Genomic DNA, 21,047 nt, shown 5'->3' on the forward strand with positions numbered 1-21,047 from the left:
GGAACGGGGGACGAATCGGAACGGTAGCAGATCGCCGGCCGGCGGCGTGCCGGTCCGAGCGTCAGTCGCTGCGTTCGAGGACGAGGGTCGCGTCGACCCGTCCGGCTTCGGCGCGGTCGGCCCGCAGATCGACCACCCGGAACGGCCGCTCCTCGACCAGATCGACCAGCCAGCGCATCAGGGCCGGGAACTCGGCTCGCTGGAGGACGACCCGGACTTCGCCGGCGGCGCCGGGCTCGATCCGGACCAGGGCGCCGGCCAGGCCGGCCGCGCGCGCGCTCTGGTCGATCACCGCCAGCGCCGATCGGCCGCCCAGGGAACGCTCGGACGCCGCCTCGAGCGGCGCGCCGGCTTCCAAGGTACCGAGCCAGTCGGCGAGCGCCTGCTGGGCCGCTACGCGTGCACGGAGGTCGTCGCGGTGCCGATCCAGCGGCTCCCACACCGCGATCCACAGCACGGCGGCGGTCAGGACCGCGCCGGCCACGCCGATCAATTGCCGCTCGCGCGGCGCCAGTGCGTGCCAGCGAGCCATCATGATCGCCGTGCTCCATCCGCGTTTGCCGCGAGGCGGCCTGCACCCGGCAGGCGCGTGGACGCGGCGGTCGACGACCGGTCCAGCTCGACCGTCATGCGCGCGCGGACCGCGCCGGTTTCGACCGCGACATCTTCGACCGTGGCCCGCAGGCCGCGCTGTTCGACCTGGCGTTCCAGGGCCTCGAGGTCGGGCAGGCCGGGCGCCCGCAGCGTCAGGTCGATGCGGTCCCCGGAACCGGCCAGCGACTCGACGACGATGCCGTCGAGATCCGTGAACAAGGGGCTGATCCGACCGATGACGTCGACCGGTCCGCCGCCGGAATCCGACCGGTCCCGCAGCGCGCGCTCCAGCTGGGCGCGTTCGCGGCCCGGCAGCAGGACCAGGCCGGGGAATGCGTCGGCGGCACGCCCTTCGATCTCCGCCTGCAGGCGATCGGCCTGTCGGTCCAGCTGCACCGCCTCGAGCGCGGCGTCGCCGACCAGCAGCGCGAGAGCGAGCATCGCCAGCGCGGCGGTCCAGCGCACGCGGGGCCGGTTCCGATCGCCGGCGGCGGCGAAGTCGCCGTACAGCAGGTTCACCGGGCTGGCGGCCGCGGTGGAGGCAAGCAGGTCCTCGATCCGGTCCGGACGGTCGCGTCGCTCCGGATCCAGCGCCTCGACGCTGTCCGGCGCCGCCGATCCGTACCAGACCACCCTCGCCGGGCGGGCCTGCTCCATCAGGTCGGGCAGCAGGGTGTCGAGCAGGTCGGCGTCCAGCCGATCGAACCCGTCGTCCGCCCAGCGGGCCAGGACCGTATCGCCGTTGTCGGCGAGCACCAGTTCGCCGTCGCGCCGCGGCAGCGCGGCGGCATCGGGCACCAGGCGGAGCAGCGTCGGCCCGTCGGCGCACCAGCGCTGCATGTCGGTCCGTGCCGCCACGGCGCAGGCCATCCGGCCATCGCTGCGACGGCCGATCGGAACCACGTGTTGATCCTCGGCGTTACCGGCCAGCGCGTCTTCGGCGGCCCAGCGCAGGGCCTGTCCGAGTCGAGCACCGCGCAGCTCCGGCAGGTCCACGGCGACGACGCTGACCCGGTCGGCAGGAACCAGGCCGATCCAGGTGTCACCGTCCTGCGCATTCGGCGCGCCGGCGACCTGGCCGGACGAGTCGTCGACCGATTCGCCGACCGAAGCGCAATACGCGACCGCGATCCTTGGCTCGATCCGGGAGGTTCGGGACATGGTCGGGAAATCCTCGGGGAAGTCTTCGAGACGACGTTGCGAAGGCGTCAGGGAATACCGAGACTGACGTAGCGTGCATCATACCCCGCACCCGAAACGTTCAGCAGGCGGTAGTGGTCCTGCACGCGGTCGCCGAGGGCGATCTCGGCGTGGGCCAGGAACCAGTCACCCTCGACGGCCAGCCGATTGGCCAGGTCCGGCGCGGACAGCGCCTGCAACTCCGGTTGGGCGAACAGGTCCTCGGGCCGCGCATAGGGAGCGCGCAGGATCAGCCGTTCGGCGGCCTCCGAGCCCAGCTCCGGCACCTGGGCGACGAGCGCTTCGGCGCTGGCCGCGTTGACGTCCAGTCGGCTGCGCGGGTCGGGCACGACCGTCACGAACGGCAGCAGGCGCGTCCGGTCGACGGTCGAGAAGCCGTCCATCTCGCCGAGTTCGCTGATGTGGGCCAGCAGCACCGGCCGGCCTCCGGCCCGCAGGGCGTCCCCGAGCGCATCGGCCAGGCCGGGATCGAGGTCGAGCTGCGCCAGCAGGCGGGCCAGGCCGTCGCGCGCCCGCAGCGCACGTTCCGGGGTCGGATCGGCCAGCGAATTGAGGTTGAACCGGTCGCTGCGCGGGATCAGGCGAATCCGGACCGCTCCGCCCGGGACCGGGAACGCAGCGCTCCAGCCGCCGTCCAGCGGCATCGGCCCGGCGCCTTCGCGGCGCGCCCTGCGGACCCGTTCGACGAGGGTCGATTCCAGGCCTTGCGCGAACTGCCAGCTGCGTTCGGTTTCCGTCAGGGCCTGGGTCCGGGCCAGCGTGCGGCGCTGATCCTCGACCAGGCCCAGCGCCAGCACGGAAGCCAGGGCGACGGCCAGCAGCGCGACCAGCAGCGCCGCGCCGCGTTGCGTAGGCTTCCCGCAAGGTCGAGGCCCGGTCACAGCGTGACCAACCGTCGGACGCCGCCGAACGCGGACGTTTCCAGCCGGTATTCGATGGCACTGGGCAACTGGGCCGGCCGTTCGTCGACCGGCCAGCGCGAGTGCCAGACGCCGACCGCGTCGCGGTAGCGCAGGCGCAGGGCGCGACACCCGATCGGATGCAACTGCAGATCGCCCGCCGCGGGAACGCCGGTGGCGCCGGTGAACACCCGACCGGCCCCGGCCTTCCCGCGGCGCTCGAGGCGTCCGTCCGGGTGGCATCGCCAGGCCACGGTCTGGAGCACGGAGCCGGTCCCGTCGGGCGACCAGCGGCCCGCACGGTGACCCTGCCACCCGTCCGCGGCACCCGCCAGAGCCGGCACCCAACGGCCGTCGGGGCGGGCGGCGGCGCGACTGACCAGCTGGCGCAGGTCCTGGTCGAGGGCGGCGACCGCGCGCTGCAGCGCGGCCAGCTCGTCGGCGCGGTCACCCAGGCGGCCGGCGCCGGACGCCAGGCCGTTCAGGCCGGTATAGGCGGCAGCCGCCAGCAGCCCGAAGGCCAGCACCGCGACCAGCAGCTCGACCAGCGTGAACCCGCGGGCCCCGGCCGCGCCGGTCATCGCGGCAGGAACCCGGTCTGGACCGTGGCCACCGACCCCGAGCGGTCGGACACGCTGACGTCGACCCGCCAGAGTTCACCGCCCGGTGCCGGTGCGATGTCCACTTGCCAGCGCCAGTCGATGCCGCCCAGCCGCGTCGCGCCGTTGCTCCGTCCGGCCGCCACGGGGGCGAGTTCCAGTTCGGCCAGCCGGTTCGACGCCACCCACAGTGCGAACGTACGGCGCTCGGCTTCGTACTGGACCGCGGCGGCGTTGCCCGCCGCCCGGGCCAGGGCGCCCAGCGCCAGGGCGACCACGGCCAGGGCGACCAGGACCTCGATCAGGGTGAAGCCGCGCGGAGTCCTCACGGCTGCAGTCCGCCCCGTTCGAGCCGTCGCATCGCGCCATCGATACGAAGCGTCCAGGTCGACGGCGGAAACGGCTCCAGCGCGCTGCACACCAGCTGCGGGCGTTCCTGCGTGGTCGGTGCGATGCGCTGTCCGGCGGCGACCAGATCGACGCGCATGCCGTCCGGCCAGGCCTGGGCCGCCGGCTGCTGGCGGTCGCTCAGGAGTTGCCACGCCGACGGCTCGTTCCACGGCGCCTGCGGTGGCCCGCCCGACGGCCGGTCCACGCGTCGCCGCTGCCAGAAGTCGTAGCCGCCGTGGGTCAGGCGCACGCCGTGCGGCGCTCCGATCAGCAAGGCGCGCTCGCAGAGTTCGCCCAGGCGAGCGTCGAGCCGTTGCACTTCCCGGTCCAGGCGCGCGTCGGGCCGATCGCCCGAAATCCGGAGCAAGGCCACGCCCGCCAGCACGCCGGCAATGACGATCACGACGAGAATCTCGATCAGCGTGTAGCCGCCGCTGGCGGCGGACCCCGACGCCTGCCGCACGGCGCGGTCAGTCCATCCAGTTGCCGATCTCGGCATCGATGCCCTCACCGCCCGGCTGGCCGTTGGCGCCATTCGACCAGACGTCGATATCGCCGTGGACGCCGGGATTCATGTAGAGGTAGGGGCGACCCCAGGGGTCGTTCGGCAATCGTTCGAGGTAGCCTCCGGCCTTCCAGTTCGGCGCTTCTGGCCGGCCCGAAGGGCGTTCGACGAGCGCATCCAGGCCCTGCTGGGTCGAGGGATAGACGTGGTTGTCGAGACGGTACAGGTTCAGCGCCGTCACGATCGCCTCGATGTCCTGGCGGGCCTTGACCGCCCGGGCCCGGTCGGGTTCGTCCATGAACCGCGGAACCACCACGGCGGCCAGGATGCCGATGATCACGACCACGACGAGAATCTCGATCAGCGTGAAACCGGAGGACGTAGTGCGCGGTGGAGTCATGCGGATTCCCGGCGGAAGGACAGGGGCGCTCGGCGCCCGGGATCGGAATCGATCATAGCAAAACATGGCTCGCGCCCCGCGCTATGCTCCACGGTGAATTCGCCCCGGAACGCCCGATGGACAACGCCGATTGGCGCAGGCGCGACCTGGACGTGCTCTGGCACCCCTGTTCGCAGATGAAGGACCACGAAGACACGATTCCGATGATCCCGATCCAGCGGGGCGAAGGCGTGTGGCTCGAGGATTTCGACGGAAATCGCTACATCGACGCGATCAGTTCCTGGTGGGTCAACCTGTTCGGCCACGCGAACCCGCACATCAACCGGCGGCTGCGCGAGCAGGCCGACACCCTGGAACACGTGATCCTCGCCGGCCTGACCCACCCGGCCGCGACCCGGCTGGCCGAACAGCTGGTGGCGCTCACGCCGCCGGGCCTGGACCGGGTGTTCTACGCCGATTCCGGCTCGGCCGCCGTCGAAGTCGCGCTGAAGATGTCGTTCCACTACTGGCGCAACCGCGGCCGCAGGAAGTCCCGCTTCGCCTGCCTGTCCGGCAGTTACCACGGGGAGACCCTCGGTGCCCTGTCGGTCAGCGACGTCGGTCTCTACCGCGACACCTACGCGCCTCTGCTTCTCGAACCGCTGGTCGTTCCGTCGCCGGACGCGTTCGACCGCGCGCCGGGCAGCAGCTGGGCCGAGCACGCCGAGCGCCGCTTCGCGGACATGGAGCGCGCGCTCGCCGAGCACCACCAGGACCTGTGCGCGGTGATCGTCGAGCCGTTGGTCCAGTGCGCCGGCGGCATGCGGATGTACGACCCGGTCTACCTCGAGCGCCTGCGCAAGGCCTGCGATCACTACGAGGTCCACCTGATCGCCGACGAGATCGCGGTCGGCTTCGGCCGCACCGGGACCCTGTTCGCCTGCGAGCAGGCCGGGATATCCCCCGATTTCATGTGCCTGTCGAAGGGGCTGACCGGCGGATACCTGCCGCTTTCCGCGGTGCTGACCGGCGACGAGGTCTACCAGTCGTTCTACGACGACTACGCCACGCTCAAGGCCTTCCTGCATTCGCACAGCTATACCGGAAATGCCCTGTGCTGCGCCGCGGCGCTGGCGGTGCTGGAACTGTTCGTCGCGAGCGACGTGCTCGGCGAGAACCGGCGACGCGCCGAACGGATGCGCCGGGCGGTCGAACCGCTGGAGGCGCATCCGAACGTCGGTGAGATCCGCCAGACCGGGATGATCCTGGCCATGGAGATGGTCGGCGACGATCGCCGGCCCTACCCGTGGCAGGAGCGGCGCGGCATTCGTGTCTATCGCCATGCGCTCGAGCGGGGCGCGCTGCTGCGACCGCTCGGCAACGTGGTCTACTTCATGCCCCCGTACGTGATCGGCGACGAGGAAATCGACCGGCTGGGCGAGGTCGCGATCTCCGGCATCGAAGAGGCCACGGGGCGGCGGCTGTAATGCGAACGATCCGGCTCCATTCTCCCGTCGACCTGGACCCGGGGACCGAGGTCGACCTCGACCCGGGTGCCGCCCACCGACTGGGCCGGGTGCTGCGCCGCCGACCCGGCGACCGGGTCGTGGTGTTCAACGGCGACGGCCGCGATGCCGAAGCCGAGATCGTCGCCCTGAGCGGCTCGACCTGCCGGGTCCGGATCGAGTCCTCGATCGAGGTCGACACCGAGTCTCGGCTGGTCGTCCACCTGGTCCAGGCCGTGGCCAAGGGCGACAAGATGGACTGGCTGGTCCAGAAGGCGGTCGAACTGGGCGTGCACGCGATCCATCCGGTGCTGACCGAGCACGGCGATGTCCGACTCGATGGCGCCCGGGCCGAAAAGCGCAGGACACGCTGGCAGGAGATTGCCGTCTCGGCATGCGAGCAGTGCGGGCGCGCTCGAATTCCCGAAGTGGCCCTGCCGCGCCGGCTGGCCGACTGGACGCCGCCGCACGCGGTCGGGTTGATGCTCGATCCCGGGGCCGACGTCGCGCTGGGACGGGTCGAGGGCGCCGAGGCGTTCGCGCTCGCCATCGGACCGGAGGGTGGGTTCGGGTCGAGCGACCGGGGCGTTCTCGAAGCGTCCGGATTCCGTGCGGTCCGCTTCGGGCCGCGCGTGCTGCGCACCGAAACCGCCGGCGCGGCGGCGCTGGCGGTGCTGCAGGCGAGGTTCGGCGACCTCGATCGGTGAGCCCGGGGCGAGCAGGACGCCGGGCGCGCCCTGCAGCGCGAGAGCGATTCAGCGCGTGACCGGCAAGGCCCCGTAGGCGGCGTGCGCGACCAGCTGCGCGATGCGGTCCATGTCGGGCACCCACGCTTCCCGGTCGCCGACCAGCACCTGGCCGGCGATGGCGATGTGGTTGCTGGCGTCCGGCACCTCGACCAGCGTCGATTCGGTGATCGTGACCAGCCGGGGGAAGCCCTGGGCGAGCAGGCCGATGTAGGGCAGGCGGTCGCTGTGGACCAGCGACTTGGTGATGCAGATCTTGGCCTTCTCGACCGGTTCCCGGTCCTGTTGCTCGGTCAGCATGCCGAACGACACCACGGGTACCTGCCAGCCGTGCCAGAGCACGTTGCCCAGGAGCCATTCCGGACCCTGGTCGATCGGGTCGGGATCGACGAACCCGACGATCTCGGCGATATTGGCGTTGGCCAGCAGCAGCTCGGCGTCGGTCACCGGCACGAGCACGCTGCGGATTTCGGTTTCGCTCATCGGTCGTCTCCGGGCACCGGCATCTCGAGCATCTCGAACACGTTACGCACCATGTTGGCTTCCTGGTACGGCTTGATCAGGTAGCGATCGACGCCGAGCTTCTTCGCCCGATCGCGATGCTTGTCGCCGGAACGCGACGTGATCATCATGATCGGTACATCGCTGAGCCGGGCATCGTCGCGGACATGGGCGGCCAGTTCGAAGCCGTCCATGCGCGGCATCTCGATGTCGAGCAGCATCAGGTCGGGCACGCGCTCGAACAGCAGGTCCACGGCCTCGACGCCGTCGCGGGCGGTCAGCACTTCCAGCCCGTGGTGCTCGAGGATGCGTGAGGTCACGCGGCGCATGGTGATGGAATCGTCGACCACCATGACCAGCGGCGTGCGCTTGACTTCCTCGACCTCGGCGGCCGTGGAATCGCTGCGCTGGACCATGCCGGGCAGGCGTTGCTCGCGAATCGCGCGCTCGATCAGCGGAGCCATGTCGAGGATGACCACGACCTGGCCGTCGCCCATGATGGTGCCGCCGAGAATGCCCGGGATCGAGCTGATCTGCGGCCCGACGGGCTTGAGCACGATCTCGCGGTGACCCTGGATGTCGGTCACCCGGATCGCCGCTCGCTGGTCGCCGGTGGTGATCATCAGCAGCGACATGCTGGCGCCTTCTTCGGGCTCTTCCGGATCGAAGCCGAGCTGAGGCTCGAGCTCGAGCAACGGATAGTCCTGGCCGCCGTAGTGGAACAGGCCGTCGCCGTCCAGCGCGTCCTGCCACTCGGCGGGCCGGATCTTCGCCACGCCGCGGACCGCCTGCAGCGGAATCGAGAACAGCCGTTCGCCGGCCTCGACGAAGATCGCCTGCATGACCGCCAGGCTCAGCGGGATGCGCAGGGTGAATCGCGTGCCCTTGCCGGTCTCGGTCTGGACATTGATCCGCCCGCCGACCTGGCGAATCTCGGATGCCACGACGTCCATGCCGACGCCGCGGCCGGACAGTTCGCTGACCGCTTCGGCGGTCGAGAAGCCGGTCTGGAAGATGATCTGGGACAAGGCATCCGTATCGTCGGCCTGGTCCGCGTCGATCAGGCCCTGCTCCAGCGCGCGCTCGCGGATGCGGTCCAGGTTCAGGCCGCCGCCGTCGTCGCTGATCCGGATCAGCAGTTCGGTCGCCTCGCGATCGATCTCGATCCGGATCCGGCCGGTCTCGCTCTTGCCTGCGTCACGGCGTTCCGACGGCGACTCGATGCCGTGCGCGATCGCGTTCCGCAGGATGTGCTCGATCGGCGCGGTCATGCGGTCCAGGACGTTGCGGTCCAGTTCGCCTTCGCCCTCGGCCACGATATCCAGCTCGGCCTTGCGGCCGGCGTCGCGGGCCGCGTTGCGGACGACCCGGCGGAGCCGCGGTGCGAGCGTGTTGAAGGACACCATCCGCGCCTGCATCAGGCCTTCCTGGAGCTCGGTGTTGACCCGCGCCTGCTGCATCAGCAGCGTTTCGGTCTGCCGGCCCGAGTCGTCCATCAGCTCGGTCAGGGAGTTGAGGTCGGACACCGACTCGGCCAGCGCGCGTGACAGCTGCTGGATCGTCGAGTACCTGTCGAGTTCGAGCGGATCGAACTCTTCCTCGTCCGGGCCGTGCTCGCGCTCGTAGCGCGAGAGAATCTGCGCTTCGGTCTCGGCCTCGAGGTTTCTCAGCTGCTCGCGCAGGCGGGCGACGGTCTGCTCGATCTCGCCGATGTTGCCGCGGAAACCACCGATCTCCTGCTCGATGCGCGAACGGAAGATGCTGATCTCGCCGGCGAAGTTGAGCAGCTCCTCGACCCGTTCGGAAGCAATCCGGATGGTGCTGGCGCGACCGGTCCGGGCATCGGCGGACGCCGAGTCGTCGGCCTCGACCTGGCGCGTGACCGTCTCCAGCGCTTCGGACGCCTCGTCGTCGGAATCGATCGCCTCGCCCGATGGGCGGGCCGGCAGCGCCTCGCGGCGGGTGACCGCGTCGACCATGCCGTGCAGGTGGTCGCAGCCGGTCTCCAGCGTATCGATGCGCTGGGCCGTGGCTTCCTGTTGGCCTCCGGCAATGCTCTCGAGCAGGTCCTCGAGGACGTGGGCGACTTCGCCGATCGGGTTCAGGCCGGCCATCCGGGCGCTGCCCTTGATCGTGTGGACGTCGCGCTGCAGTGCGGTGACCAGGGCGCGGTCCGACGGGTTCTCGCGCCACTGCTGCAGCAGCCCGTCGGCATGCTCGAGAAGCTCCTGGCCTTCCTCGGCAAACAGGTCGACGAGTTCGTCGTCCAGGCTGGCGTAGTCGACCGCGATCGTGTCGCGTCCTGTCCTTGCCGCGGCAGCCTCGTCCGATTCCTGCTCGGCCTCGGGCTCCGCCGGCCGATCGACCTCGCCGATCTGGGATTCGGGCCATTCCTCGAAGGTGGCTTCGACCTTCGAGGCGATCTCGATCGCGCGGGCTCGCGCGTCCTCTTCGCTTTCGGCGTCGTCTTCGTCGACGTCCGCTTCGACTTCGACTTCGACTTCGGCTTCGACGTCGTCCTCGTCGGCTTCCGCTTCGGCATCGTCTTCGCCGTCGTCGTCTTCGAACTCGATCGCTTCGACGGCGTCCTCGCTCTCGGGTTCGTCGTCGCTCGTTTCGTCGAGCGCCTCGCGCTCGTCGGCCTGCTCGTCCTCGGCGACCGGCTCCTGCGTTTCGGACTCGTCCTCGAATTCGATCGCGGCGTCGTCCGCCTCGTCCTCTTCCGTGTCGGCGATCTCGTCATCCGCGCTCGCATCCGCTGGCGCCGTTTCGAGGTCCTCGACAGATTCGTCCTCGTCGGTTTCGAGCTCGATGGCTTCGTCGTCGTCCGCCGGTTCGGTCGTCCCGTCGGCCGGCGCTTCGACCGGTTCGTCGATCGTTTCGTCGGTTGTCTCGTCCTGCGCGGCCTGCTCTTCCGCGGCTTCGAAGGTCTTGTACTCGTCCGACCACGCCGCATCGTCGGCGTCGCGCCGACGATGCAGGCTGCTGATCAGGCTGCGCGCCTGTTCGGCGAGGTGAGCGGTCTCGAAGTGCCGGGTCGATACCGCTTCCTGGTTCAAGCGCTCGAGGCGCTTGGCCAGCATCGTGCGCATGTCCTCGATCAGGACGACGGCATCGTCGCTCGGGGTGGCCTCCGTGTCGGCAAGCTCCTGCAGATACTCCTCGATGATCTGCATGCTTTCGGCTTCGTCGCCGACCGGCGCAAGGCGAAGGGTGCCCTTGATCGTGTGCACCGACCGGATCAGGTCGCGATCGACGGGCAGGGCCCAGCCCTGGTTGCGGCTGCCGTTGATCCAGGCATCCACCGATTCCAGGTGGTCGCTGATTTCCTTGATCATCAGCTGGACCAGCTGGTCGTCGAGACCTTCGAGTTCGGGCAGGGTCTGCTCGGCGCCGACGCGGCCAGCTCGCTCGACCAGCGCTTCGACCGCGGCCTCGTCGAGATCGGCCGGCTCGCCGACCAGTCGATTGCGCAGCGAAGGCAGCGCCTGTACCGCTTCCTCGACCAGGTCGATGACCTCCTCGGGTCGGAACTGGTTGTCCTGGGTCTGGTTCAGAATCTGCTCGAAGGCCCAGCTGAATTCGCCGATCTCCTCGGCGCCGGCCATACGACCCGAACCCTTCAGCGTATGGAAGGAGCGCCGGATATCGGCGAGCAGCTCGCGATCGTCGAGGTTGTCGCGCCAGCGCGGCAGGCGCTCCTGCAGAGCGGCCAGTTCCTCGTCGAATTCCTCGAGGAAGATCTCGGTGAGGTCGAAATCGTCGCCGGCCAGGGCCGAGGCCGGTTCGAACGCCTCCGGTTCCTGCTCCTCGGTCACCGCCCCGGCCGATTCGTCTGCCGCGGTGTCGTCGCCGGACTCTTCGAGCGCGGGCTCGCCCTCGTCCTCGTCGGCAGCTTCGGCGGATGGTTCGCCCTCGGCTGCGAGCGACCGCTCGTCGGCGTCGTCCTCGTCGGTAGCGCCCTCTTCGGCGATGTCGTCGTCACTTGCCTCGTCGGCCGCCTCGTCCTCCGCAGCGTCCGGCTCGCCAAACACCTCGTCGGCCGGCGCTTCGACTCCGACGCCCTCACGACCGCCGGCATCCAGGGCCTCGTCGCTGTCTGCCGATGCAGTCTCGTCCAGCGAGCTGAAGTCGCCGTCGAAATCGTCGAAATCGATGCCGGGCGTCTCGAGCGACGCTTCGGCCTCCTGTGCATCCTCCTGCGCTTCGAACGGCGTCGATTCGAACTCGATGCCCTCAGCGTCCTGTTCGGCGGCCTCCGCATCGGTTTCGGATTCCGCATCGACATCGGCCGACTCCGCGGCCTCGCCGGATTCCTCGCCTGCCGACCCGGTTTCGAATTCCAGGCCGCCGGTGCCGAGCTCGTCGTCCGTCTCGCGTTCGTCGCCTTCGGCGTCCGGCGCGAAACCGGTCGGTTCGAATTCGATGCCCTCGGCGTCCTCGTCGGTGGGCTCGGCGTCCTCGCCGTCGGCCTCGATCTCGTCGGCTGCATCCGCGTCGGCTTCGACCGCTTCGGCATCGGCCGTTTCGTCTGCAGCCGCTTCGTGCTCCTCGGCTTCGGCCGTTGCCGCTTGGCCATCGCGCTCGTCGGCGGCAGCCCCTTCGATGTAGCCCAGTTCCGCCAGGTGGGTCCGCGCGCTGGCCAGGTACTCGGGGCCGCGGTCGTCGAGGCGGGTCAGGCTGTCGAGGTAGAACTCGGTGACGACCAGCGCCTCGGCCAGTGCCGCCAGGCGGTCCCGGTCGGCCTGCTCGGGCGGCTGGTCGATCAGCTGTTCTTGGACCGAGCGCGAGCTGGCCTCGACAAGCTCGGCGGCTTCGCCGAGCCCGGCCATGCGGAGGACCCCGGCAAGGCGTTCGAGCGTATGGCGCGCCTGGTCGGCGGAGTTGCCGTCGCTCTGGCCGCGATGGAGCTGGTCCAGGAGATGCTTGGCCTGGCTCAGATCATCCAGGCATTCGTGCAGCACCTGGCGCATCACGCGCCGGTGCTCGGATTTCGGCAGGTGGGCGCCGTCGCCCTCGAGCAGTTCGCTGCTCGGCGCTTCGCCCAGGTACAGCACGGCCTCTTCGAGCTCGCTGTCGACCAGCAGGAGTTCTCGCGCGACGTCGAGCAGCGCGGGGCTGTCGGGATCGCCGGTGAGCTCGTCGAGCCGCCCGGCCTGTGCCCGGACCCGATCGGCGAGCCGGTTCAGGCCGAGCATCGACAGGCTCTCGGCGACCGAATTGAGCAGCGCGGCCTGATCGGCCAGATCGGGGGCCTCGTCTCCGGCCCCGATCAGCGTGGTGTTCAGCGCGTCCTTGGCCTCGTTGAGTTCGCCACGGGCCGCCTCGGCCACGGCGGTGAAGAGTTCCCGGTTGCGCCCGGACAGGACGCTGCGGGCGCGCTCGAGCTCCTCTTCGTCCTCGTCCTCGTCCTTGACGGCGGGCTTCTCCGCGGCGCCCTCCGATCGCAGGCGATCGACTGCATCGAGGCCGGGCTCGGCCGACCGGAGGTGGCCGAGCAGGGCGCCCGAGGCTGCGTCGGCCGCGGCGTCCAGCTGCGGGCCGGGGCCCTCGACGGCCCACAGGCGAAGCAAGGCGTCGATCCCGGCCAGTTGCTTGTTGATCTCGGGCGTCGGCGTGAGCTTCTCTTCGGCCAGCGCCGCGAACGTGGCGCCAGCGGCGGTACCCACGCGACGCATCGACGGAATCGGCGTGTCGATCAATTGCTCGGTCACGGCGACCAGGCCGCCGGACTGGGCGGGGTCCATCAACCAATCGCGCAGCGCGCGTTGCCACTCGCGACGCAGGGTGTTCGGGTCGGGGGCTTCGTCGACCGGAGCCGACGCGGGGTCGAGGACCGCCAGCGCATCGTCGTCGCCGGCCGGCTCATGGCCAGCGATCGCGTGGAGCTCGGCGATGCGCTCGGCCAGAACCTGGGGCGTGTCGGGCGCGCCGGTTTCCAGCCGTTCGAGGTAGTTCGGCAGGATCGCCACCGCCTCGAGAATCGTGGTCGCCTCGTGCTCTCCGACGTCCTCGTCGATGGCATCGAGGGCCGCAGCCAGGGCATGGGCCAGTCGCGCCGCGCCGTCCACCGTCAGGGTGTCCAGGGTGTGGGCGATCTGGTGCCCGTGTGCGCGCGCCTGGGTGAGCGGCGGAGCCTTGCCGCTGCCGTCGCCGGCCACGCCTTCGACGGCATGGCGGATCGCATCGCACAGTTCGGCCAGGTGCGGACGCGTCCACAGGATGCCCTGGGCGCGCGCCGCGGCGGACGGATTCAACATGGCAGCCTCATTCGCTCAGAGTGGCGCTCGGTGGTCCCGTGGACCACGCTCAGTCCTGGTCCTCGGGCAGCTTGAAGTCGGCCACCGAGTCGCGGAGATCGCGGACCACGTTGGCCAGGCTGACCACCGACTGGGCCGTCTGGTTGGTGCCTTCCGTCGTCTGCACGGAGATGTCACGAATCGAGTTCATCAGGCGCGCGATCTTGCCGGCGTTCTGCGACTGCTGCTGCGCCTGGTTCGAGATATCGAGAATCAGCGTTGCCAGGTCGTTCGAGACCTTCTCGATCGATTCCAGCGCCTCGCCCGCGTCCTCGGCCGTTCGCGCCCCGCTGACCACCTGGGAAGTGGTGGTTTCCATCGAGGTCACGGCCTCGGAGGTGTCGGACTGAATCGTCTGGACCAGGGTTTCGATTCGCCGCGTCGCGTTCGTGGCGCGTTCTGCAAGGCGCTGGACTTCGTCGGCAACCACCGCGAAACCGCGGCCTGCGCCGCCGGCCGAGGCAGCCTGGATGGCGGCGTTCAGGGCGAGCACGTTGGTCTGCTCGGAAATGCCGTTGATCAGTTCGACGATGTCGCCGATCTCCTGCGACGATTCACCCAGTCGCTTGATTCGCTTCGACGTTTCCTGGATCTGGTCGCGGATGTTGTCCATGCCCGTGATGGTCTGACGCACCATGTCGGCACCGCGGTTGGCGATCTTCACCGAGTTCTGCGCGACTTCCGCGGACTCGCTCGAGCGCTTGGCCATGTCGTCGAAGGACTTCGCCATTTCGTTGATCGTGTCGCTGGCCACGCGAATCTCGCGGGCCTGGTGCTCGGAGGCCTCGGCCAGCTGGGTCGTGGTCGCCTCCGTTTCCTGGGCCTGGGCGGCCACCTGGCGGGCGGTGGAGTTGACGCCGGAGACCAGGTCGCGCAGGGCCTCCACGGCGAAGTTCACCGAGTCGGCGATGGCGCCCGTGACGTCCTCGGTCACGGTCGTCTCGACCGTCAGGTCACCGTCGGCCAGCGAGGACATTTCGTCCAGCAGGCGCAGGATGGCCTCCTGGTTCCGCTGGTTCAGTTCGGCGGTTTCCAGCGCGCGGCGGCGCTGGGCGACGTACAGGTTCAGGCCGACCAGGAACAGCACGAGCAGTGCAGCCGCTGCGATCGCGATGCCGGCGGTCAGCGACGGCCACAGCCGGCCTTCGCCCAGCGTGGCGTACTCGACGGCCAGCGCGGCCGCCTGATCGGTCAGGTCCTGGGAGTCTAGGAAGATTTCGTCGGCGGCTTCGCGCACCTCGAACAGGTCGGACGACCCGGACAGGATCGTGTCGACGTCGATCTTGACTTCCTCGAACACCGGCTGGATGGCGGCCAGCGCCGAAAGCACCTGCGGGTTGCGAACCGCGGGGATGTTCAGTTCCTCGTTGCCCGACAGCAGGCCCTGCAGCACCTGGTCGAACAGGACGGCGTCGCGGCTGAACGCGTCGGCCGCCGTGATCGCGCCGGTCCCGCCGCCGAGGATCTCGTTGACGCGGCGCAGCATCCGATCCGCGAGGACCAGCTGCCGGGAGGCGACGTAGATCTGGCCGACCGGCGTGCCGGTCTGGATCATCAGGCGCACGGCCTCGTCGGACAGCGCCTGCAGCTGCGGAATGTTGGTCGCGAACGCGGCCGCCGAATCGGCGAGGTCGAGAACCAGCTCGGAACGACTCAGGATCCGCTCGGCTTCGACTTCGATTCGCTGCCAGATCTGCTCCAGCGTCGCCAGGCTGTCGTTGACGCTCTGCGGCGACGGCGGCAGGCCCGTTTCCGGGTTCCCGTTGCGCAGCTGGTCGATCGCGTTGCTGATGATCTCTCGCGTCCGGCCCAGTTCGTCGAACGCGTCGAAGTTGCCGATGGCGGCTTCCCCGGCGGCCTTGGCCAGCTGCTGAGCCCGCACCTGGACCTCGGTCGTCAGCGCCAGGTACTGCGTTTCCTGCTGGTTGCGCTGGTTGAGGAGGAAGAAGTTGACCGACACTGCGGCCACCAGGCCCACCAGGACCAGGAACAGAAGAACCTGGGCGGGAGAAAGTCGGCGCTCGGTCGTGGGGGATTTGCTGCTCATGCCTGGGCCTCTTTAATGTCGTCAGTCTTGCGTTGGCTGGTGTTCGTTCGTGGTCAGGGTCGGATCGCCGCCGCCTCAGGCGGAGCCGTCCAGGAAGCGCGACTCGGTCATCAATTCGTTGATGCGGAAGCGTCCCCAGATTTCCTCACCCTGCGGGAAATGGTCCTTGACCAGGCCCTGCAGGGCCTCGGCCGGCTCGTCTTCCGGCGTCAGGTCGTTCCGGTTGAAGTGGCGCTGGCCGAAGACTTCGTCGACGATCAGGCCGAGATAGCGCCCCTGGAGGCGGGTCAGGATCAGGCGGGTCCGCGCTGTGATCGGGGTGCGGCTGCCGAACAGGAACCAACCGAGGTCGACGATCGTGACCAGGTTGCCGCGCACGTTGGCCATGCCGATCAGCCATTCCTGCGAGCCCGGCACGGGCGTCGACTGCGGCAGCGGCAGGATTTCATCGACGTCGGTAATGCCGATGGTCAGGCGGTGTTCGCCGAGGCGGAAGACCACGCCGTCCCAGTTGCTCTCGCTGTCACGCTGCGTCGAGCTGGAAACGTCATGGGCAATGCTGCGCGCTTCGAAGTCTCGAAGCAGCTCGAACAGTGATTTTCCGGACTTGGATTCCATGAATCCCGTCTAGCCTCCCTTTGCAAGAATCATCCCGGGCGGGGGGACGATTCGGAACTCCCTCGCCCGCGCGGCGCGGCGCCGCGTCGGCCGTTCAGGCAACCTGCTTGTTGGGCGCCTTCTCCCGGACCGCGGTCAGCAGCTCGTCCTTGGTGAACGGCTTGGTCAGGTAGTGGTCCGAACCCACGATTCGCCCGCGCGCCTTGTCGAACAGGCCGTCCTTGCTGGTCAGCATGATGACCGGCGTGTCACGGAACTTGCTGTTGTTCTTGATGATGGCGCAGGTCTGGTACCCATCGAGCCGCGGCATCATGATGTCGACGAAGATCAGGTCCGGGTTGTGCTTGTTGATCAGCGACAAGGCCTCGAACCCGTCGTCGGCGGTAATCACTTCGCACCCTTCGCGGCTCAGCATGGTTTCTGCCGATTTACGAATCGTGCGGCTGTCGTCGATGACCATGATCTTCAGGCCGTCGATGTCCGCCGATGCGGGGTCGTTGGGGCTTGCTGCATCGCTCATCGGGTTCGCTCAATCAATGCTTACAGGCGGTTATAGTACATTCTTTTGGCGGAAGTCTAAACCGTTGAAACTTCTGAATCCAGCGCAATCCGGGTCGGACAGTGTGCGCTCGGTCAAGCTCGAGGGCCCGGACCGAGAGCCCTTTCCCAGATCGGCTGCGGGGGTCGTGCCGTGACCGCTGCGGTTTTCGTCATGGACGAACTCGCCGAGATCAACCCGGCCAAGGACACCACCTTCGCCCTGATGCTCGAGGCGCAGCATCGTGGTCTGCCGGTCTGGTACGCCAACGAAGGTGACCTGGCGCTGATCGACGGCGAATGCAGCGCGCGCCTGCGGCGCGTCGAGTTGATCGACCGGGCGAACGACTTCTTCCGCGTCGAGGAGGACCGGCGCCGGTCGCTGGGTCGTGGTGACGTCGTGTTCATGCGCTCCGATCCGCCGGTCGACGACTCCTATATATATACGACGCTCCTGCTCGACCTGGCCGTCCGGTCCGGGGCGCGCGTGGTCAATCGCCCGGAAGCGCTGCGCGGATTCAACGAGAAGCTCGCGATCGCTCGCTTTCCCGACCTGATGCCCGCGACGCTGGTCAGCGCCGAGATCGAAATGCTGCGAGCGTTCGTCGAGGCCCGCGATCGGGCCATCGTCAAGCCGCTGGACGGAATGGGAGGGCGGGGCATCTTCAATGCCCGCGCCGACGACCCGAACCTCTCGGTGATCCTGGAGACGCTCAGCAACAACGGCCGGGACCTGGTCATGGCCCAGCAGTTCCTCTCCGGCATCGCCGACGGCGACAAGCGGGTCCTGATGGTCGCCGGCAAGCCGGTGGAATACATGCTCGCGCGAATTCCCGGCAGCAGGGACTTCCGCGGCAACCTGGCGCGCGGCGGCCGCGGCGAGGGCCGACCGTTGACCGATGCCGAGCACCGGATCGCCGAAGTGGTGGGGCCGGTCCTGGTCGACCACGGGATCGAATTCGCGGGCCTCGACGTCATCGACGGCCGGCTGACCGAAATCAATGTGACCAGCCCGACCTGCGTTCGCGAGCTCGACAAGCAGTTCGGGATCAATATCGCCGGGCGCCTGTTCGACGCCCTCGAACTCTGATTCGCCGCGATGCACGCAGCAGCGCCGCCGAGAACCGCCAATATCGAGGTCCTGTCGCTCGCCTTCGTGTTGGCGGTCGTCGCGCACGTTCTCGTCATCACCCAGCTGCATTTCGACTGGATGAACGCCAAGTCGGGGGAACAGGCGCCCAGTCTCGACGTGATTCTCGTCGACTCGGCCAGCGAGCGGGCGCCCGAAGACGCCGACTTCCTGGCCCAGGCCAACCAGCAGGGTGGCGGGGACAACCCGGACCTCGAGAGGCCCTCGGAGCCTCCGCCGCTCGAGGCCGGCGCGCCGCCCGAGCCGGCGCCGCAACCGGTCGAGGCGGAGCCCGATCGCGCCGATCGGGCCGACGAGCTCGTCGCGACCCGGACCGAGGACGCACCTGCGCCGGAAGCCGCCGTCGATCCGGCGGCCGAGGACGCCCTGCCCGACGCCCGGGAACTGCTGGCCCAGACCCGCGAACGGGTCACGGCGGCCCCGGACCCCCTTGCCTTCGAGCGCGTGGCTCCGAAACGGCCGCGGCGGAAGTTCGTGACCGCCAATACGCGGGAGCACCTCTATGCGGCCTACATGCGCGCCTGGGTGGGCAAGGTCGAGCGCGTCGGCAACATGAACTACCCCGAACAGGCGCGGCGCCTGGGGCTGGACGGCAGCCTGGTGCTCAGCGTCGATGTGCTGGCGGACGGTTCGATCGAGCGCGTCCAGGTGCTGCGCTCCTCGGGGCACGACCTGCTGGACGAGGCGGCCGTTCGGATCGTTCGCCTGGCGGCGCCCTACGCACCGCTCCCCGAGGACATCCGGGCCGAGACCGACATCCTGACGATCACCCGGACCTGGCAGTTCTCGGCTCGGGCCGGGCTGAATTGACGCGGCCGGGGCTTGCGCGGCGGCCGGCCCGGCCCGATATGGGTAGTTGTCTCCTGCTATGCTGAATGCCGTGAACTACTTCAACCAGCAATTGCTGATCGCGATGCCCGGTCTGGAGGATCCCAACTTCGACCACGGCGTCACCCTCATGTGCCAGCACAACGAGGAGGGCGCACTGGGCATCACGATCAATCGTCATTCCGATCTCGTGCTCAAGGATGTGCTGGCCCAGCTCGACATTCCCTGCGTCGACGAAGAGCTGGCCAACCAGCCGGTGCTCGCCGGCGGCCCGGTCCAGCAGGAGCGCGGCTTCGTCCTGCATACGCCGGACGGCGAGTGGGAGTCGACCAGCGAGGTCGCCCCGGGCATCATGGTGACCACCTCGCGCGACATCCTCGAGGCCATCGCAGACCATCGCGGGCCGGAGAAGTTCGTGGTGGCGCTGGGCTACGCCGGCTGGTCGGCCGGCCAGCTCGAAGAGGAACTGCGCGACAACGCCTGGCTCAATACGGGCGCCAGTTCCGAGATCGTGTTCGATTCGCCGATCGACGACCGCTGGATGCGCGCGGTGGCCAGCCTCGGCATCGATGCGTCCAAGCTTCAGCCCGTTGGAGGCCATGCCTGAATCGGGCCGGGTCTGGCTGGGCCTCGATTACGGCCAGCGACGGATCGGCGTCGCCACGGGACAGCCGTTGACCGGCACCGCGCAGCCCCTGAAGACCCTTCATCACACCGGCGATCCCTACGAGGAGCTTGCCCGGATCGTCCGCGAATGGCGGCCTGCAGGCGTGGTCGTGGGCCTGCCGTTGGCCGCCGACGGCACCGATTCCCCGATGAGCGAGACGGTCCGGGAGTTCGCCGGGCGGCTCGGCGCCGCGCACCCGGAGCTCCGCATCGTGTTCCAGGACGAGCGCTTTTCCAGCCGGGAGGCCGATTCGAGGTTCCGGAACGCTCGACGCGAAGGCCGCGCGCGACGCAAGGCCGGGCGGGATCTCGACAGCCACGCCGCGGCCGTGATCCTCGAATCCTGGCTTGCCGAGACGCGCGGCGGCCCCGCAGCCGCCGAGTCGCCCGACCCGTGACCCGGCACCTCATCGATATCGAAGCCCTGCCGCCCGGTGACGCGGAGCGGCTGATCGCACGCGCTGTCGCGTTGTCCCGGGGAGCTCGTCCCGAGGCCTGTCGGGGCGAGATCATCCAGCTGTTCTGGGAGCCGAGCACGCGCACGCGGGTGTCCTTCGAGCTGGCCGCGCATCGCCTGGGCCTGCGTCCCCTGTCGATCGATCCCGAGCGGTCGTCGTCGACCAAGGGCGAGTCGCTCGAGGATACCTGCCGTACGCTGGCGGCCATGCAACCGACCGCACTGGTCGTCCGCCACGCCGAGGCGGGCACCCCGCAGCGAGTGGCCGGGGCCCTGGCCGGGACCGGCGTCGCCGTCGTCAATGCCGGCGACGGAGCCAGGGCCCACCCGACCCAGGCACTGCTCGATGCCGCGACGCTCGCCGACGAAGGGATCGACTGGGCGGGGGCGCGGATCGTCCTGCTGGGCGACCTGCGCCATTCGCGTGTTGCCCGTTCGGCCTTCTCGCTGTACCGCCGCTTGGGCGTGGAGGACCTGCGGATGAGCGGGCCGTCGGCCCTGCTGCCGGACCCCGACGACCCGGCGTTCCGTGGCGTGGCGCGGGTCGAGGACATCGACGCCGCTCTCGACGATGCCGGCGTGGTCGTGTGTCTGCGTATCCAGCGCGAGCGGATCCGGGCGCTGTCGCTGCCCGACGCCGACGCCTATCACGCCGCCTGGGGTCTGACCGAGGAGCGGGCCGGCCGGCTGCGCCCCGATGCCCGGGTTCTGCACCCCGGCCCGGTCAATCGAGGGGTCGAGATCGCCCCCGGCGTCGCCGACGGGGAGCGATCGCGAATCCTCCGCCAGGTGCGGATGGGCGTGTGGCTGCGGATGGCGGTGTTCGAATGGGTGGCCGGCGCTGCAGAGTCGACGCCCAGCGCCTAGAATGCGGGCCCCCGAGTCAGAACGAGGAGCACGGCGACATGCGCGTCCACGTCAACGGCGAAGCCGAAGAACTGCCCGAGTCCGCCACCGTGTCCACGCTGCTCGAGCGGCTGGATCTGGCGGGGCGCCGGATCGCCGTGGAGTGCAACGGGGAGATCGTCCCGCGAAGCCAGCACGGTGATCGGGTCCTTCGCCCGGACGATCGGATCGAGATCGTTCATGCCATCGGCGGCGGCTGAGCCGGCGCCGAGTCCACACCT

General features: G+C 69.3%; 20 protein-coding genes. 8 read left to right on the plus strand and 12 right to left on the minus strand.

The annotated features are described in order from the left end of the window. Nucleotides 1-61 precede the first annotated feature (61 nt). The 7 genes from KUV67_07600 to gspG are packed head-to-tail and all read right to left on the minus strand — an operon-like array spanning nt 62 to nt 4,587. Entirely contained in the window at nt 62-535 is a 474-nt protein-coding gene (locus KUV67_07600; protein MBY6204744.1) for a type II secretion system protein M, read from the minus strand. After that, a complete protein-coding gene (locus KUV67_07605) occupies nt 532-1,755 on the minus strand; it encodes a hypothetical protein (GenBank protein MBY6204745.1) in 1,224 nt (407 codons plus the stop codon). Before KUV67_07605 ends, KUV67_07600 begins: the two co-directional genes overlap by 4 nt. Nucleotides 1,756-1,802: 47 nt before the next feature. Then, nucleotides 1,803-2,675: a type II secretion system minor pseudopilin GspK gene (gspK, locus tag KUV67_07610; GenBank protein MBY6204746.1), complete on the minus strand. Its 873-nt coding sequence runs from the start codon at nt 2,673-2,675 to the stop codon at nt 1,803-1,805. Then, nucleotides 2,672-3,274 carry a type II secretion system minor pseudopilin GspJ gene (gspJ, locus tag KUV67_07615; protein ID MBY6204747.1) on the minus strand — a complete coding sequence of 201 codons (603 nt, stop codon included), beginning with the start codon at nt 3,272-3,274 and terminating at the stop codon, nt 2,672-2,674. The genes gspK and gspJ overlap by 4 nt, the downstream gene beginning before the upstream one ends. Beyond that, nucleotides 3,271-3,621: a type II secretion system minor pseudopilin GspI gene (gene gspI, locus KUV67_07620; GenBank protein ID MBY6204748.1), complete on the minus strand. Its 351-nt coding sequence runs from the start codon at nt 3,619-3,621 to the stop codon at nt 3,271-3,273. Before gspI ends, gspJ begins: the two co-directional genes overlap by 4 nt. After that, nucleotides 3,618-4,145: a prepilin-type N-terminal cleavage/methylation domain-containing protein gene (locus tag KUV67_07625; GenBank protein ID MBY6204749.1), complete on the minus strand. Its 528-nt coding sequence runs from the start codon at nt 4,143-4,145 to the stop codon at nt 3,618-3,620. The genes gspI and KUV67_07625 overlap by 4 nt, the downstream gene beginning before the upstream one ends. Nucleotides 4,146-4,152: 7 nt before the next feature. Beyond that, nucleotides 4,153-4,587 (minus strand): type II secretion system major pseudopilin GspG, encoded by a 435-nt coding sequence (gene gspG / locus KUV67_07630; protein MBY6204750.1) that lies wholly within the window; start codon nt 4,585-4,587, stop codon nt 4,153-4,155. A gap of 116 nt (nt 4,588-4,703) precedes the next feature. Here gspG and KUV67_07635 point away from each other — a divergent pair, with 116 nt between their 5' ends. Then, nucleotides 4,704-6,053 (plus strand): adenosylmethionine--8-amino-7-oxononanoate transaminase, encoded by a 1,350-nt coding sequence (locus KUV67_07635; GenBank protein MBY6204751.1) that lies wholly within the window; start codon nt 4,704-4,706, stop codon nt 6,051-6,053. Beyond that, nucleotides 6,053-6,778 carry a 16S rRNA (uracil(1498)-N(3))-methyltransferase gene (locus KUV67_07640; GenBank protein ID MBY6204752.1) on the plus strand — a complete coding sequence of 242 codons (726 nt, stop codon included), beginning with the start codon at nt 6,053-6,055 and terminating at the stop codon, nt 6,776-6,778. The genes KUV67_07635 and KUV67_07640 overlap by 1 nt, the downstream gene beginning before the upstream one ends. Before the next feature lie 48 nt (nt 6,779-6,826). On the opposite strand, the gene KUV67_07645 is transcribed toward KUV67_07640, so the two are convergent. From KUV67_07645 to KUV67_07665, 5 genes are all read right to left on the minus strand, one after another. After that, nucleotides 6,827-7,300, minus strand: coding sequence for a chemotaxis protein CheW (locus KUV67_07645; protein MBY6204753.1), 474 nt, complete (start codon nt 7,298-7,300; stop codon nt 6,827-6,829). Then, nucleotides 7,297-13,578: an Hpt domain-containing protein gene (locus KUV67_07650; protein MBY6204754.1), complete on the minus strand. Its 6,282-nt coding sequence runs from the start codon at nt 13,576-13,578 to the stop codon at nt 7,297-7,299. The genes KUV67_07645 and KUV67_07650 overlap by 4 nt, the downstream gene beginning before the upstream one ends. A gap of 49 nt (nt 13,579-13,627) precedes the next feature. Continuing rightward, on the minus strand, nt 13,628-15,664 hold the full coding sequence (locus tag KUV67_07655; GenBank protein ID MBY6204755.1) for a methyl-accepting chemotaxis protein: 2,037 nt from the start codon (nt 15,662-15,664) through the stop codon (nt 13,628-13,630). A gap of 75 nt (nt 15,665-15,739) precedes the next feature. Continuing rightward, nucleotides 15,740-16,282: a chemotaxis protein CheW gene (locus KUV67_07660; GenBank protein ID MBY6204756.1), complete on the minus strand. Its 543-nt coding sequence runs from the start codon at nt 16,280-16,282 to the stop codon at nt 15,740-15,742. A 94-nt stretch (nt 16,283-16,376) separates the two neighbouring features. After that, complete coding sequence (locus KUV67_07665; GenBank protein MBY6204757.1) at nt 16,377-16,802, minus strand: response regulator; 426 nt, start codon at nt 16,800-16,802, stop codon at nt 16,377-16,379. A 192-nt stretch (nt 16,803-16,994) separates the two neighbouring features. Between KUV67_07665 and gshB the strand changes: the two genes are divergently transcribed. From gshB to thiS, 6 genes are read left to right on the plus strand one after another with little or no spacing between them, the layout of a single operon-like run. Next, nucleotides 16,995-17,909, plus strand: coding sequence for a glutathione synthase (gshB, locus tag KUV67_07670; protein MBY6204758.1), 915 nt, complete (start codon nt 16,995-16,997; stop codon nt 17,907-17,909). A 9-nt stretch (nt 17,910-17,918) separates the two neighbouring features. Beyond that, entirely contained in the window at nt 17,919-18,779 is an 861-nt protein-coding gene (locus KUV67_07675) for an energy transducer TonB (GenBank protein MBY6204759.1), read from the plus strand. 58 nt (nt 18,780-18,837) lie between these two features. Further along, on the plus strand, nt 18,838-19,404 hold the full coding sequence (locus KUV67_07680; protein ID MBY6204760.1) for a YqgE/AlgH family protein: 567 nt from the start codon (nt 18,838-18,840) through the stop codon (nt 19,402-19,404). Further along, nucleotides 19,397-19,861 (plus strand): Holliday junction resolvase RuvX, encoded by a 465-nt coding sequence (ruvX, locus tag KUV67_07685; protein MBY6204761.1) that lies wholly within the window; start codon nt 19,397-19,399, stop codon nt 19,859-19,861. Before KUV67_07680 ends, ruvX begins: the two co-directional genes overlap by 8 nt. Beyond that, on the plus strand, nt 19,858-20,787 hold the full coding sequence (locus KUV67_07690; GenBank protein ID MBY6204762.1) for an aspartate carbamoyltransferase catalytic subunit: 930 nt from the start codon (nt 19,858-19,860) through the stop codon (nt 20,785-20,787). The genes ruvX and KUV67_07690 overlap by 4 nt, the downstream gene beginning before the upstream one ends. 38 nt (nt 20,788-20,825) lie before the next feature. Then, entirely contained in the window at nt 20,826-21,026 is a 201-nt protein-coding gene (gene thiS / locus KUV67_07695; protein ID MBY6204763.1) for a sulfur carrier protein ThiS, read from the plus strand. The last annotated feature ends 21 nt before the right edge of the window (nt 21,027-21,047 follow it).

This window comes from Halomonas denitrificans (genome assembly GCA_019800895.1).
Taxonomy (GTDB): domain Bacteria; phylum Pseudomonadota; class Gammaproteobacteria; order Xanthomonadales; family Wenzhouxiangellaceae.